7 protein-coding genes and 1 tRNA gene are annotated in these 15,074 nt (G+C 39.6%); 5 read left to right on the top strand and 3 right to left on the bottom strand.

Annotated elements, in window-relative coordinates; translation table 11 throughout:
- Window positions 1-1,734 precede the first annotated feature (1,734 nt).
- The 3 genes from MXE38_RS08325 to MXE38_RS08315 all read left to right on the top strand — a co-directional run bounded on the left by MXE38_RS08325 (window position 1,735) and on the right by MXE38_RS08315 (window position 3,650).
- A complete protein-coding gene (locus MXE38_RS08325) occupies window positions 1,735-2,103 on the top strand; it encodes a DMT family protein (RefSeq protein WP_246913882.1) in 369 nt (122 codons plus the stop codon).
- A 513-nt stretch (window positions 2,104-2,616) separates the two neighbouring features.
- The gene (locus tag MXE38_RS08320; protein ID WP_246913881.1) at window positions 2,617-3,456 is read left to right on the top strand and encodes a dethiobiotin synthase; all 840 of its coding nucleotides are present in this window, start codon (window positions 2,617-2,619) and stop codon (window positions 3,454-3,456) included.
- Between the two features lie 117 nt (window positions 3,457-3,573).
- Window positions 3,574-3,650 (top strand) — tRNA-Pro (locus tag MXE38_RS08315).
- Window positions 3,651-3,881: 231 nt separating this feature from the next.
- Here the strand turns inward: MXE38_RS08315 and MXE38_RS08310 are convergent.
- The gene (locus MXE38_RS08310; protein ID WP_246913880.1) at window positions 3,882-4,106 is read right to left on the bottom strand and encodes a hypothetical protein; all 225 of its coding nucleotides are present in this window, start codon (window positions 4,104-4,106) and stop codon (window positions 3,882-3,884) included.
- Window positions 4,107-4,179: 73 nt separating this feature from the next.
- Between MXE38_RS08310 and MXE38_RS08305 the strand changes: the two genes are divergently transcribed.
- Window positions 4,180-4,515, top strand: coding sequence for a hypothetical protein (locus MXE38_RS08305; protein ID WP_246913879.1), 336 nt, complete (start codon window positions 4,180-4,182; stop codon window positions 4,513-4,515).
- A 105-nt stretch (window positions 4,516-4,620) separates the two neighbouring features.
- Window positions 4,621-6,660 (top strand): DUF3322 and DUF2220 domain-containing protein, encoded by a 2,040-nt coding sequence (locus MXE38_RS08300; protein WP_246913878.1) that lies wholly within the window; start codon window positions 4,621-4,623, stop codon window positions 6,658-6,660.
- 130 nt (window positions 6,661-6,790) lie between these two features.
- Here MXE38_RS08300 and lon read toward each other — a convergent pair whose 3' ends face one another.
- A complete protein-coding gene (gene lon, locus MXE38_RS08295) occupies window positions 6,791-11,587 on the bottom strand; it encodes an endopeptidase La (RefSeq protein ID WP_246913877.1) in 4,797 nt (1,598 codons plus the stop codon).
- A gap of 485 nt (window positions 11,588-12,072) precedes the next feature.
- On the bottom strand, window positions 12,073-14,028 hold the full coding sequence (locus MXE38_RS08290; RefSeq protein WP_246913876.1) for a hypothetical protein: 1,956 nt from the start codon (window positions 14,026-14,028) through the stop codon (window positions 12,073-12,075).
- Between the last annotated feature and the right edge of the window lie 1,046 nt (window positions 14,029-15,074).

The following is a 15,074-nucleotide window of genomic DNA, read 5'->3' as shown; positions in this document are numbered from 1 at the left end:
ATCTTTAAGGTCTACTACTCAATAATAAGGTCATAACAAAGACAAGCAAAATTGCTAGCAGATAAACTCATTAACTAACTTAAGCTGCGCCGTTTTGATATGCGGCATTAAACGTTTTGATATACGTTCCAAACTTAAGCGCAGTTTGATAAGACCCATCAAGCAGTCAAGTCAAACAAATAGCAATTTTGTTATCTAAGTCCAACGCACTACTACCAAAAAGTAGTTTAAAGTCAGGGACAAAATGGGTAATCCCCGAAGCATCAATACCAAAAAAACAAAATTAAGGTGATTTTGCGTTTACTAACTTCAAAAGGTAAATCTCAGCTAGTTTTTGGTAAGTGAGCCAAACTAAGTAAAAACTTCACTAAACTGGTAAAAAATCAATTAGTAAGCTTTTAACTCAAAGCATCTCCACGTCTGACCAAAGTTAAACTTGAATTAAGAGAGCCATGAAAGTAGCTAGAGTTTTATAACATCAATCCCAATCATCATTGACAGATCATCTTTGCCGATAGGCTAGGTCTGATGACAACCAAGAGGTATTAAGAAACATAAAGCAGGCTACTTATGTTCAAGTAACATAGCGTGGTGCTTTGGTTTGATAAATTCGATAAATTCATATTAGCCCATCAAGCTAGCTACAAAAGTAATTGCACAAAAAATTAACGCAAAAAAAGGCAATGTGCGATTATAGTGCGCAAAAACGCCCGTTTGTGCCTGTCTGTTGTGCATATTTAAGCACAACCTCAAATTTTGCCCCAAACCCAACATCGCCCCTCTAGCCAAAAACGAAGAAGACCGCCCTCAAAACAAAAATGCACATCAAAACTAACCCCCAAACCCAAGCCCAAGCACTAGCCTCCCACTATCTTTTAAGAGCGCACCTTATGGCTCCTCTTGGCCAGTACTTAGCTCAAAGCTAAATCCATGGCCATAGCATTCATTGCAGCGCAAGCTATAGTCCACACCGCAGCACAAGCTAGTGGACAGTGGTCTGATATCCATAGGATATAGGCAAGAGTACAAACTTAAGCTTGACCTTTAGTTAGTCGTCTTATGGCTCTCTGTAGGAGAGTATCGTTAATTCATTTGCTTTAGATGCTTTTTATTAGGCTGTTAAGTGCCTAGTACTAGCTTTCAAAAGTTTATTCCCCTGTTTTAAAGTAGCAAAACCTCGAGTTTACTAGCTTTAAGTAGCATTTAAGGGGGGACGAACTTTTGAAATCCAGTACTAGCGCTACTTACACAAGGAAAAGTCCAAAATAGTGCTTTAGAGATAAGGGTGGTTAAGGCTAAAGATAATGATTAAGGCAAGTATTTTTTAGGTAAATAAGAGCAAGCTGGTATTAGAAAATATAGTGATTGATAAATGCGATAAAAATGCAAGATTACAGCTCAAAAACAGCTTGCTAAGTTAGGTATAAATATATAATATTGTGAGCCAGATCATAGTTGATATGGTCATAATATGGTTTAGGAAATTATCAATTCAAACTTACGTGCTCTTACCTTTTGTGAGACTGACAGTTTCCTTGTGCTAAGCTAAACTCAATTTCTGAGAAAGTTTACTGCGTACTTACTATGTATATTACTTTGATCCACAAGATAACACCTAAGCCCTAATCCTACCGTTGCTATCTATTCTTGGTCTTTTAACTAACAAACTAGCCTTTGAACAAAAGTTGCTAGTTTATAGTAGTTGTTTTTGTTCATCGTAGAAGAGCTTTAAAAATGCAAGGCGTATATTCCGTTCTTTTGCTTATCTTATCCAACGTTTTCATGACTTTTGCTTGGTACGGTCACTTAAAATTATCCCAAACAGGCATTAGTAAAGATTGGCCTTTATTATTAATTATCCTCTTTTCTTGGGGCATTGCTCTATTTGAGTACATGTGCCAAGTACCTGCCAATCGCTTAGGCATTGCCGATCAAGGCGGCCCTTTTAACATTATCCAATTAAAGGTAATTCAAGAGGTAGTATCTCTTGTGGTCTTTACAGGTATTGTGACCATTATGTTCAAGGGTACTGCTTTCCAATGGAACCACATTGCAGCATTCTTTTGCTTAGTAGCAGCTGTTTATTTTGTTTTCATGAAGTAAAGATAGCCCCATAAGCTTAAGCTTAAGCTTAAGCTTTACTTCAATCCTCAGCCCAGGCCTAAAAACCTGGGCTTTTATTTTTCTGCCCACCAACTAGCAAAGCTCCTAAGCATTGCTACTTAAGAGCTTTGAGAGCCACTTTACAAGGCAAAACAATAAGCTATCGCCTTATAAGCTTGCTTATCTAATAGGTAAAATTAACCTTATCGGTAAACACGCACTAGCGTTCTATAATCCCAGCAAATAGCAGACTGCTTATTAATAGTGACCAGACATTTCACATTGTGTCGTCTTGCTTATGCCTTTAGCTCTAAACAACATAGCAAACAATAGTTAATTTAGTGCTAAAACCACTATAATCTATTTTGGCCATACAAGGGCAATAAACAGGTGAGCTCCCAAGTACTCTACTTTGAGGAATGTAAAGTTAGAGTGCTAACCAATCGTCTGTAGTAATAAGATATTGAGAGCTAAGTTGTTTTTGGAGCAGTATTGCTGCTAAAAGGTATTTTCATGTCTAATCAAGTTAAGTTTCGTCCCATTTTTGTAACAGGCACTGGCACTGATGTGGGTAAGACCTATGTGACAGCTTTGTTATGCCAAGCATTAAAGTCACATATCGAGGAGCGCTATAGCCTTGATAATGACCATAGCTTATTAGAACGCTCAGTTGGTTACTATAAAGCTGCTATTAGTGGAGCTGATTGTATTGAAGAGTCTGATGCAGGATATATCAATAACTTCGCTCACTTAGGCCAAGATCTCAATAGCTTGACCTCATATTTATATCAAGAGGCTGTATCACCTCATTTAGCCCAGCAACATCAAGGTTCTGAGCCTATTTCTATCAGTAAAATTCAACATGACTTTTTACAGGTGTCTGACCATAGTCAACTTACAGTATTAGAAGGTAGTGGCGGTATTTATTGTCCTTTATGCTGGAACCATGAGCCGTTAGAGCAGGAGCTCACTCAAAAGCACGAGCAAAACACTGATCACTGCCATGTATCTGCCATGATGAGCTGTGTTGAGCAGGGGCGCTACACTATTGCTGACTTTATGAAAAGGCTAAGTACTCAATATGGCCTTAGCATAGTAGTAGTGGGTGATGCTGCCTTGGGATGTATTAATAATGTAGTTATGACACTTACTAGTTTAAAGGCCGAAGGCTTTAACCTAAAAGATGTTTCAGTAATTATTAATAACTATGATGAGCACAATGCTATGCATGTTGATAATGTGCGCATGATTGAGGCTATGACCAAAATTCCTGTAATAGCAAAAGTAGCTAAGGGTGATACCTGTCTGGCATTGGATGAGCAAGGTTTAGATAATTTATTAGTGAAAGCTTAACAAAAGCCTAAAATAAGCGAGATTTACTAAAATAGTAGGCCTAGAGTAAAAATTAAATTAACTTTTTGCAAAATTTTTGTTGACAAGGTATAGGCCTCTAATTATAATGAGCGCCGTCGGTGATTAGCGCAGTCCGGTAGCGCAACTGGTTTGGGACCAGTGGGTCGCAGGTTCGAATCCTGCATCACCGACCAGTTCAATTCTAGGCACCGCAAGGTGCTTTTTTTATGCCTAAAAAATACCCTCTCAAAATTATTCCCCACCTTTCACCTTAAAGCCTTACTATCATTCTTCAACAGTATTGATGAAATCTATGTTTAGAGCTTAATTCCCCATTCTTTGCAGTTAATTATGTCACTATAGAATGGGTTAAATCCCTATCTACCGCATTAGATAGGGATTTTTATTGCCTAAAATTAGGCTCACTATACTTCAGCCTCAGCCTTCAGATCTTCATCATAAGCAATGGCCATTTCAGGTTCAGGTAAAGGTATATTAAGAGCATCAAATAGTTGCTTATTCTTACCAATAATCCTTGTTGCTCTATTTAACTCAGGATCCCACTTGTTTTGGTGTGTACAAACATCGGTATAGATTCCGTTTTTCTTAAAGAGTATAGGAGGTAGTTCAGGGGTAGTAATGACTGCCATAATTTAAACCTTGCATAGTGACATAATGTTACATATATATTTTGCCGTGGAAAATCCCTTAAAATAAGGGATTATGGGAAAAAATAATGTAATATGTCACTATAACTGCAAAATATGGGTAATTCCTGCTCAAGGTCAAGCTAATGCTGGCAAGATTGTTTTCAAAGTAGGTGCTAATGCTGGTGATACCTTGAACCTCCAATGGTCTCAGGTTTTCTCAATGTCAGGCATTTACTCTCAAGTATTTAAACAAGCTGCAATCGCAGATAAAGGCATCGCCAAAAAGAAAGTTGATGGTCAAGCAGAACAATTTGTATGGCAGGTTTCCACAGCAGAAAATGCTACTAAAACATTAGCCAATATCGATACCATTACTGATCATGGGGTATGCAGGTGGTGCTTTGCATAATGTTGTTTGATTAGGTTAAGCTTAAGGCGCTACAAGGATAGGCAATTGCCTATGTGCCTATTTGGTTAAGTAGTGGTTCATACAGTAATAGTTGAGGATAAGCTTATGCTCTATTTGACGCAGTTAAAAGAAAAGCTCTTAAAAAAATACAGCAAAGAAAGTGGCTTTTATGAGCTATCACTGCCAACAAGCTATCCTTATGTAGTTAGCCTTAATAGTCCAACATCTAAAGAGCTGCTCAATGAATTACCAAAGGTTAGAGCCTGGCAGCAAGAATATGAGAGTAGCAAATTAGCTCCATTTTTAATTTATCAGGAGCATAAAGCACGAGGGGCTTTAGGTGATCACAGAGTTTTAGCTCAAGTATGTTTCCCTGATTGCCATACTTTAGAGCATTTCATTGCCCCTAAAAATTGTCCTCAGCCTTCCTCCTATGCAGTAAGTACTAATAAAGATAATGCTGTAGGTGCACAGGGCTTTAAGATAGTTCCAGAGCGCTCTGTAGGGGCTAACAGCCCTGCTTTAGGTAAGTCGCAAATAGCGGATAGAAACAAATTAGGTTCAGCGACTAATGGTTCTATTAAACAAAAGGCTTTGGTAGGGCAGGATCATAAGAAAAGCAGACAGGAGTCAGTTGCTGTTCCTAGTTTAATGGAACAGTTGGGACTGGCTGATTGTTTTGCCCAATATGCCCAAGAAAATGATATAGATTTAGCTAAGAGCAATGTAGCCTCTGTAGAGCCTCAGCCTAAAAGTGTAAAGCCTGCTGTAAGTTTTTCCTCTTTATCAGATCAAGATTTCTTTAGCGCTTTAGATAGGGCCAGTGCTCAAACTGAGATAAAAGTAGAGCCTAAGGTAACAGCACCTAAGGCAGAGCCAAAAGAGGCACTGTTGCTCGAAGGCTCAAATGGTAAAGAGGTTGCCTCTAACTCTTTGGTACAGCAAAGTTGTTGTAGTAGTGGAGGTAGCTGTAGTAGCGGCAGCAGCGGCAGCGGTAGCGGTAGCTGTAATGGTGGTGCCAACTATCTGATAGCTAATGAGGTGTTGGCGGGGCTTGATAAGGTTAATCTTGTTAAAGGGCCGCTTAAGGAGCATGAGAGAAAGATTAAGGCACCTTATGGCTCTTTTAGATGCTTTCAGTTGCAAATAAGTCGTATTCAAGCTCCCTTGTATCCTAATTTAGGTAGCAATCAATCTAAGCTAAGCTTACGTAATCAGGGGCTTAATGAGTATATTAAAACTCATGCTCGTTCTATAGCTCAGATAGGGGCTGACTTTTGGGTAATAGTGCAATTGGTGGACTATTTAGCAAGTTTAAAGCGCACCCCTAATATTTATGTAAGGCAAGTAAGCTTGCCTCTCATGGATACTAAATTTATAGAGCGCAATTATCGTATGATTGATGAGCTCTTAATTTTATGCCTTCCAAAAGAGCGTGATCTGCAAGAGTACGAGCCTTTAGAGTCTGATAAACAGGGCTATAAGAAATCACGTTCTTTTAGTGATTTTGTTAAGCGTTGGGGCTTTGCTAATAAAAAGGAAATGATACGTTGGCGTATGCTCGATCCTAAGATGAGCTCTTCTTTATATGAAGGCGCTGGATCCATGATAGATAGCATTGTGCCTATTGATGTATTAGCCCACCTTAAGCTGAACTTTGAGCATGTCATTATTTGTGAAAATGAAGTTTGCTATTTAAATTTACCAGCAATTACCAATAGTATTGCCATATTTGGTAGTGGCTATAAGGTTGGTTTATTGTCAGAACTTCCTTGGCTAAAAGACAAAGATATTATTTACTGGGGAGATATTGATACTCATGGATTTAATATTCTCAATTCTTTTAGAGAAGCGCTCAATTACAGCTTTAAAGATAGCCATTATGATGCCTCTTTAAAGGTGCGCACCATGCTTATGGATATTGATACACTCAATAGTAATAAGCACTATATAGTGCAAGAGAGTGAAAGTGTTAGTACCTTTTTAGCCACTCTTAAAGGTAAAGAGTACTTGTGCTACGAGGCGTTAATTAATCATTCTATGGGCAAGCAAGTAAGACTGGAGCAGGAGCTCATACCTTTTGATCAAGTATTGGCTGCTCTAAAGGCCATCTTGCCTCAGGAAAAAATCATATTCGACTACTAGCTCTTTAAGGCGTTCTAATTTAGTGTCTTAAGCTAAGGGACGCAGGCGTTAATTAACTATTTACCTCAAATAAAAAAGCCCCAAGATATGCTTATCTTAGGGCTAATTCATAATAGATTACACTAAAGCATTACTTAGAATTAGAGGCCTTTGGTTCTTCTTTGGACTTAACTTTAGTTTGTTTAGTGTTGGCTTTTACGGCCTTAGTTTTGGCAGTTGCCTTAGTTGTAGTCTTGCTAGCAGTCTTAGTTGCTGCCTTTTTAACAACCTTGCTAGCAGTCTTTTCGGTAGTGGAAGCTTCCTTATCAGCCGCTGTCTTAGTTGAGGCCTTAGGCGCAGACTTAGTTTCCGCTGTGGCGGTAGTCTTAGCCTTGCTCTTAGGAGCTGCTTTTGCCTTGGTTGCAACCTTAGCTTTAGCCTCAGTCTTAGTCTCAGCTTCAACCTTTGCTTCCTTAGAGGTAGCCTTAGGTTCTGCCTTAGCTGTGGCGGCTACTTTAGCCTTGGTAGCTACTGTGGTTTTAGTGGTGCTCTTAGCTTTAGTAGTCTTTGTTACTACAGCTGCGCTCTTTAGAGCTTGATCCTTGGTATTGGCCTGGGCACTTGGCTTAGACTCTGCTTTTGGAGCAGGAGCAGCAGGAGCAGCTGTGGCTGCAGGGGCCTTGGCCTTGGAGGTGGCTTTTGGCTTGGCTGGAGCCTTAGCAGGGGCTTTGGCCTTGGCTGGGGCCTGTGGCTTTGATTGGGCCTGGGCCTGAGCCTTGGCCTGATCTTCGGAGGATTGGCCTTGATCGTTAAAGGTTACCATGCGTGGGCCTTGGTAGCTTGGGTCGGCCTTTTGTAAGAAAGGACGAACGCTCTCAAAGAGAGTGTAGGCTACATCTTTGTAGGTGTCAGCATAGTAGAAGGTAACGTTGGCACGTACTTGCTCTGGTAGTTCTTTAACATCACCCTCATTACCAATAGGAATAATAAGTTCATAAATTCCCATACGGCGAGCAGCAATAGTCTTTTCTCGTAAACCACCAATAGGGAGGACATGACCTGTTAAGGTCAATTCACCTGTCATAGCAAATTGGCTCTTAGGAGCTTCATTTAAAGCTAAAGAGAGCAAGCTAGTAGCCATGGTTACACCAGCTGATGGGCCATCTTTTGGAATAGCACCCTCAGGCACGTGTAAATGGACTGTCTTTTTCTTAAAGAAATTAGAGCCCTTTTGAGTGCAGAAATTGCTAAGGTTAGCCTGGACATAGCTAAATGCAATGTTGGCAGACTCCTTCATTACATCGCCCAAAGAACCAGTAAGCTTAAAGCCTTGGGTATCTTGGCTGGTAACAATAGACTCAACAGGTAAGGTAACACCACCAGAGGCAGTCCAAGCAAGGCCTGTCATGATGCCAACGCCTTGGAGCATCTTTTCTTTCTTAAATGGTGCAGTGCCTAAGTAGCCCTCTAAGTCATCAGAGTTAATAGTTACCTTGCTCTGGCCTTGAACAATCTTAACTGCTGCTTTTCTAATAAGCTTATCAATAGCACGCTCTAAACTACGTACACCACTTTCACGAGCATAGCCATCAATTAAATCGTTAAGGGCTTGATCTGGAATAGTGATAGTACGGGAGTTTTTCTTAAGTCCTGCCTCATCAAAAGCACGTGGAATCAAGTGCTTTTTAGCAATAGCAAACTTCTCCTTAGCAATATAGCCAGAGAGTCTAATAGGATCCATACGGTCTAATAACGGGGCTGAAATAGTATCAGTACCATTAGCTGTACAGATAAATAAGCAATTAGACAAATCGAGCTTTTCATCCAAGTACATGTCTAAGAAGTTTTTGTTTTGCTCAGGATCTAAGGTCTCAAGCAAGGCAGAATCAGGATCACCATGATAGGAGCGACCTAATTTATCGATCTCATCTAACATAATGACTGGGTTCATAACCTTAGTCTCTCGTAAGGCGGACACAATCTTGCCTGGCATGGAACCTACATAGGTACGTCTATGGCCTTTAATCTCAGATACGTCGTCTACGCCACCTAAAGATAAGCGGTAGAAAGGACGATTTAAGGCGCGGGCGATTGATTTACCAATGGAGGTTTTACCAACACCTGGAGGGCCAACAAAGAGCATAATCTGGCCAGAGGTATGGCCTTTTAAGGCACCTACAGCCAAGAACTCAATAATACGATCCTTTACGTCCTGCAATCCTTCATGATCTTCGTCTAAGATCTTGCGAGCACGCTCTAAATCTACAGAGGCCTTATCTGAAACGAGCTTAGTCTTGCTATTTTTGCTAAAACGCTCTTTGGCCATCTTACCCCATGGAATAGAGGTTAAGATATCAACATAGTTGCGGGTTTGGCCATATTCAGGGCTTGCTGTTTCTAGCATAGAGAGCTTAGAAATTTCATCCTCAAAGCGCTCTTTAATATAGTCAGGAGGCGTAAGTTTTTCCATGCGCTCCTTAAACTTATTAATATCGAGGTCTTTTTCGTCAGCAGCTAAGCCGAGCTCTTTTTTAATTTCGTTTAATTGCTCTTTTAAGAAGAAATCCTTTTGGCGTTTTTGGATTTTTTCAGCTACAGAAATTTTGATCTTATCTTGAAGTTTAGCAGCAGAAAGATCTCGTGAAATTAACTCAAAAGTAAGCTTTAAACGTGGCAATACAGCAATAGTATCAAGCACTTGCTGTAATTCTTTAGGCTCAGACTGAGTAATAGAAGCAGCGCAATCAGCTAACACTGATGGGTTAGACATATCAAAATGTGATAAGTACTGACGCATTTCATCAGTCATTAGCGGATTTAAAGGTAATAGCTCTTGCAAGGCAGCAGTAATACCTAGGCAATAAGCACGGAGCTCAACATCATATTGGGCACCTGATTTCTTTTCATCAACATTGCTTACATCAAAGATTACTTTACCGCCTAATAAAGCAGCTAATTTAGAGCGAATTAAAGCCGCTCTTTGTAGTGCTCCCCATTTAGAAGAATCATTACCTGCCTTGCTTAAATCATCATTAACAATTTGAGCAATGTCTTTACCCTGCATTAAGTAGTTTAAGAACTCCTTAAGCTCTGGATTCATTTGCTGGTTGTCACTGTTAATAACAATAGAGGTCTCAGTAGAGCCATCATCTTTAATAGAGTCGCCTAAAATATTTAAGCTTGCGCCTTCGGCCTGATTTAAGGCCTCAGTAATATTAAGCTTATCGCCAGAAGAGCCACTATTAGCATCTGTGCTATTGGCGCTTTGATTATCCTTATTTAAGGAAGAAGCCTCTTTAGTAAGCTGAAGCTCGTGCTCTTTTTGAATTTCATTTAAGCGTAAGAGTAGGTCTTCATCAGCCTCACGACCTGGCATGAAGGTAATAATAGAAGTGTCATTATCCAAAAAGCCAATATTTGGGCCTGTAACACTCTTATCATTCTCGTCAGAGGTGGTGTTTTTAGGAGTCTGCTCTAAAATTTCTTTAAGAGCAGCATCCTTAAAGTGACCCTCAGCTAACTCACTTTCTAATTGCTCTTTACGCTCAATTAATTCAATTAATTTGAATAAACGGGTGCGTACAGAAGTATCGTGCTCGTTTGGGCCATGATCCTGTAATTCATAGTCTTCAGGCGCATCCAATACTTGACCCATACGATCAATAAAATCGAGGTTAAGCTGTTCGCTTTCTTGCTTGGCCTTTTTATCAAGCTCTAATTGTTGCTTAGAACTAGTAACACCAATTAGCAAATTCTCATCACGCTTAGCTGGCTTGATGCTGTTAATGAGATCACCACGTAAAGCTGAGGTTAGCTCATGAGCAAGATCAGTTAAGCTCAATTGAGTATTAGCCTCAGTCTTTGGCTCTTGTTCAGAGGTATTATTAGCGGCACTATTAGCAGCTTTATTAGCGGCATTAGCCTCTATTGGCTGCTCATTGTTTTGCTCAGCAGCGCTGTTGAGACTGTCAGATTCATCCTTTTCAATTAAAGTTTTGAGAGCTTTATTCTTAGAGGTGAACTTAGAAAAGTCATTGTGCAGGAATTTTGAGCGCTCTTTTAAGACCTCAACAGCTTGCTCGTAAAAGTCATTAAGCTTGCTAATTTGCTCACGGGTTGGACGGGCCAAATACATAGCAATAGCATCTTTTTGCTCTTGTGGTATTTGGTCAATCTTTAAAAACTCAAAAAGATTAGTTAATTTAGTACGAGACAAGGCTCCTAAGCTGCGGCTGTCGGAGTGTAAGTAGTATTTAAAATCAAACTTACCTTTTTGCTTTACTACATCCACACCAATGGATTTGGCATAATCCTTTTGCTCTTTAAGTACGTTGCGAAGCTTTGTGTCCAAGGCAGCATAGCGGTCTAAGGTCTTTTTAAGCTCTTTCTTAGACTTCTTGCTAGTGGTTTTAATTTCCTCGTTAGCTAATTGGTACTCAATTTCAGGATAGCGAACTTGAGCTAAATTCTTTTTATGATCAGCTACTTCAATAAGGCTAACACGACGTACACCCTCACAAACAAGATTAATCTCATCTGGACCAGTGCGAGCAGAGAGTAGACGTACAACGGTACCTGTTTTAGGAAACTTTTCGATATCTAAACGAGGCTTTTTAATTAAGCTTTCATCGACACTAAAGAGGGCAAAAGTATGATGGGAAGAGCCAATAACATCAGTAACAATATCGAGCCACTCAATATTTAATTGAATGGTAGAAATTTGAGCTGGTAGTACTGGACGACCTAATAAAGGTACTACATGTAATTTATTAGGCAGACGATTACCTAACTCATCACGATAAAGTGAGGTATGAGCCAAAGGATTATCGTTATCAAAGCCATCTTCGGCTTTTAAACTTTTTTCACTCTCATCTTGAACCTTTTGTTCAGGCTCTTTAATTTTTAACAGAGAGCTTAACATCATTTTGATGTCATCTAATCTGGCCATATTTCTTTTAATGTCCTTGTGTCTAAGTACTAAAAAGAGCTAAAAACAACGCTCATTTAAGCTTTGCTTAGCTAATAACAGCATTATATGCTTAAGAGACAAAATATGGTGAGCATACTAGTATTCACCATAGTTAATTACTGACAATAAGTTATCTTTTTTATTGCCGTAGGTGGCTGATAGTATGCAGAGTATGCATCTGTACAATGAGGATAACTTAGAGGTGAGTAATTAAAAATAAAGAGCAAGTTAGTGCTGCAAAGAGCAAACTAAAGGTTAAATGAAAAGTTAAAAAAAACCTATCTATCTTATATGGGGGCAAATTACTCTATTTCAAGGGGTGTAAGAGGGTAAAGCTTATGTTTGATTATAGAAAGAGCAATAATAGATAAATTAATTCATTAGTAAGTTTTTAGCTCTCACTATGCTTATAAGAACAATGAGAGCCAAAACTTTAAAAGCTTATGCAAGTGCAAGATCCTAGTTTAGGCCTTGCTTTTTGCTCGAGAAGAGGTTTTAGCAGTAGTAGTTTTTTTGCTGCTAGTGCTCTTTGTCTCATCGCTACTGCTGGATGAAACCTTGCTAGTACGGCGCTTAACCTCAATAGTAATAGCAGTGTCATTAGCGCCATTTAAAATGGTGCTCTTAGTCTCAACTACAGTAGTCTTTTCTTTACTCTTAGTAGTGGAGTTTTTAGCAGTCTTTTTAGGGGCTGCCTTAACGGTTTGAGGGGCTAAGATTTGGTCGTCGTCCTCAAACTCATTGTCAATATCGGTGACACTCTTGGAGCTATAAGGTAAATTGCTTAAGCTATTATTAATATCGCTCTCTTCAGTGCCTGCTTTGGCAAACTGGCTATCATCAAGGTCTTGACTATCATCAAGGTCAAAACTATCTGGCAAGATATCATCTTTTTCCAATTGAGCTTGAGTTTTAGCCAATTTGTTGAGCAAAGCTTGAGTTGCACTCTTATTGCTAGCGCCCTTATTAGCAGCAGCTTGGTAAGACTTAGAGCTCTTAGGCTCTTCATCTAAAGTATTAGCAATAGCTTTTAAAGAGCTCTCAGCTTGTGAAATTTTACGGCCAGAAAAACGCTTGGACAAAGCTACAATAGCAGCAGCCTCTTGAGCGGCAGCTGCTGCGGCGGCGGCCTCAGCCTCAGCCTTTTGAGCAGGGGTAAGCTTGTTCTTCTTTTTCTTCTTTTTGCCAGGGGTTTGCTCTTGCAAAATAGCATCAGCCACATGGGCAGTAATACCTAAGGCCAGAGATTGTTCTTTGCTAACACCCATTACAGGATCTTGGGCAAAAACAATAGCAGCAGCACGCAATAAGTTATCATCAACCCCACTTAAATCAGCGGTGCTGGTGGTGGTGGCACTGGCGCTATCTCTATCGCTAGTGCTGTCGCTTGCGCTGATGCTGGCAGGGGCGGAACATGGCTCATCGTCAATTTGGGTAGACTTGGCGCTAGTTTGAGCTTTGCTCTTGGCGGTAGTTTTAGTGCTACGGGTGCTCTTAGCTTTAGGCTTGGTGGTAGCTTTAGTTTCTTTTACTAAAGCCATTTCCTGCTCGTCTGATACAAGCTGCTCTGCATTAGCGTTCTCATCAGTTAAGGCTAAGTCTTGATCTGTATAGCCTTCTTGTCCAAGAGCTTGGGACTTTTTAACACTAGTGCTAGCTTTGGTGGAGCGGCGAGTACGGCTCTTACTTGGCTGATGGTCATTATCTTGATCAAAGGCCAAAGAGGCTGCTTTGAGTAAGTTGTCATCAATAGTAGAAGCTTCTTGCTCGACGTTTTGAGACTCAGCTTGATTTTCCTCGGCCAAATATTCGCTGTCATTTGGCATGGCCTCAGCGCTATAGTCTTCATTTTCGTACTCTTCGCCTTCATTAACTAATGGGCGCTTGCGACGTACTACTACTTTGACCTCAGCTTTAGGGCGATTAGCGCCTTTTTGATGAATCACAGTACCCATTTCATCAACTTGATAGCTTGGGTAAGGATCTGAGACCACAGGGGCATTGGAGTTATCGCTGCTTTGCTGCATGAGAGACTTAAAGCGGCGTAAAATCTCGGCATCCTCAGCTAAAGTGCGGGTTGGTTCGCTAGCTTCGCTCGAACTTCTAATACGAGGACTTCTACGTGGAGGTTTAGTGTCCATAGGTAGAGAAGAGCTGTAAGTTGAGCGGCGAGGGCCTCTAGAGCTTACATGCTCACCAGAGCGCTCGCTAGATCTACGGCTAGAGGTACCTTTACTACGTGTAGAAGGCTTGTTAGCAGAGCCATAAACTTCGGACGCACTTGATGAGCGTGCAGATCTAGTAGAACTCATACTTTTACTTGATGAGCTACGTGACCTACGTGGCTTAGGCTCAGATAAAGAGGTACGCGCATTTTGGTACGGAGAGTTTTCTAAAGATGATTTCTTGGTAGTGTTCATTGTAAAAAACAATCATATGACCTTATATATGTGTCAAACATAAAAAGGACTCTGCAAAACATAAACAAAGTTAGGCAGGAAGCCACAACTTAATGGTCAAAACAGAAAAAAACAAATCTTGTAGCCTAAAGAAAAATTATAAATTTTCTTTAGAATCAAAAACCTTTTGAGCAATATCCTTATTAGGGAGCCTAATAATTTCAGTAGTTATGTGTTCAGGCTCTTGATGATAAGCATAAATAAACGCTTGGCTAAAACAGCAAAAAATACAACTCAATCGTTAGTTATCTAAAATTTTTAAGACGTATTTCCTTGTAGCCTATTTAATAAAGCAGATCTCTAAGGCGTAGCACTTTAAAACGTTAGGATAAACTAGCGTGTATCTTAATTTGACTAAAAAAAAAAAAAAATACCCAGATCCTAAGCCGTGATAGTCAAATAGACGCTACTGGAGCGTTGATACTAGTAAACTACAGATACAGTGCTCAATACACCACACAAATATAAGCTATAAAGCAAGGTTGTTACTGCAATAGTGCCAGGCTTAAGTGCACCTAAATTAAAATCTTGTATTTGCATCCTAAGAGGCAATTATTAATGTTTGATATATGCGGGCTCTTATCATTGACACTTAGGATAAGAATATACAAAGGAAATTCTTAAGTTAGATAATCCTATAACTAACAATTGTTAGTTATATAATTTTAGAACAAGGTTATTAATTCTTGTTAGTTTAGCATCGAAATTTAATTTTTTCGCAACCAGACTAAAAATAAATTAAATTAGCTATCAGCTTTTACTAAACGCTTCGGGTTGATAATAATACGACTTTTAGAGTCATTTTTACAATATTTGTTAAATAAAAATTAAATTTGTAAGATGAAGTAGCCATTAGCTTTCAGCTAGATGATCTATTAATGGGCACTTCTATAAATCAAAAACGTGATATATATCGGCTGGACGGAGGGGATTTTTCTTGAAAACCTTGGGGTATAATACTATACTATATTAGTATTATCTTAAATACACACATTCCCCAAGGATAA

Source organism: Anaerobiospirillum sp. NML120448, from assembly GCF_023050945.1.
Classification (GTDB): Bacteria; Pseudomonadota; Gammaproteobacteria; order Enterobacterales; family Succinivibrionaceae; genus Anaerobiospirillum.
The sequence above is the reverse complement of the archived record's forward strand: the minus strand, read 5'-3'. Positions and strand labels throughout refer to the sequence as shown.

Coding starts and splice junctions, on each gene's coding strand:
- MXE38_RS08325 (WP_246913882.1), top strand. CDS start 1,735: ATGCAAGGCGTATATTCCGTTCTTTTGCTTATCTTATCCAACGTTTTC.
- MXE38_RS08300 (WP_246913878.1), top strand. CDS start 4,621: ATGCTCTATTTGACGCAGTTAAAAGAAAAGCTCTTAAAAAAATACAGC.
- MXE38_RS08320 (WP_246913881.1), top strand. CDS start 2,617: ATGTCTAATCAAGTTAAGTTTCGTCCCATTTTTGTAACAGGCACTGGC.
- lon (WP_246913877.1), bottom strand. CDS start 11,587: ATGGCCAGATTAGATGACATCAAAATGATGTTAAGCTCTCTGTTAAAA.
- MXE38_RS08290 (WP_246913876.1), bottom strand. CDS start 14,028: ATGAACACTACCAAGAAATCATCTTTAGAAAACTCTCCGTACCAAAAT.
- MXE38_RS08310 (WP_246913880.1), bottom strand. CDS start 4,106: ATGGCAGTCATTACTACCCCTGAACTACCTCCTATACTCTTTAAGAAA.
- MXE38_RS08305 (WP_246913879.1), top strand. CDS start 4,180: ATGGGAAAAAATAATGTAATATGTCACTATAACTGCAAAATATGGGTA.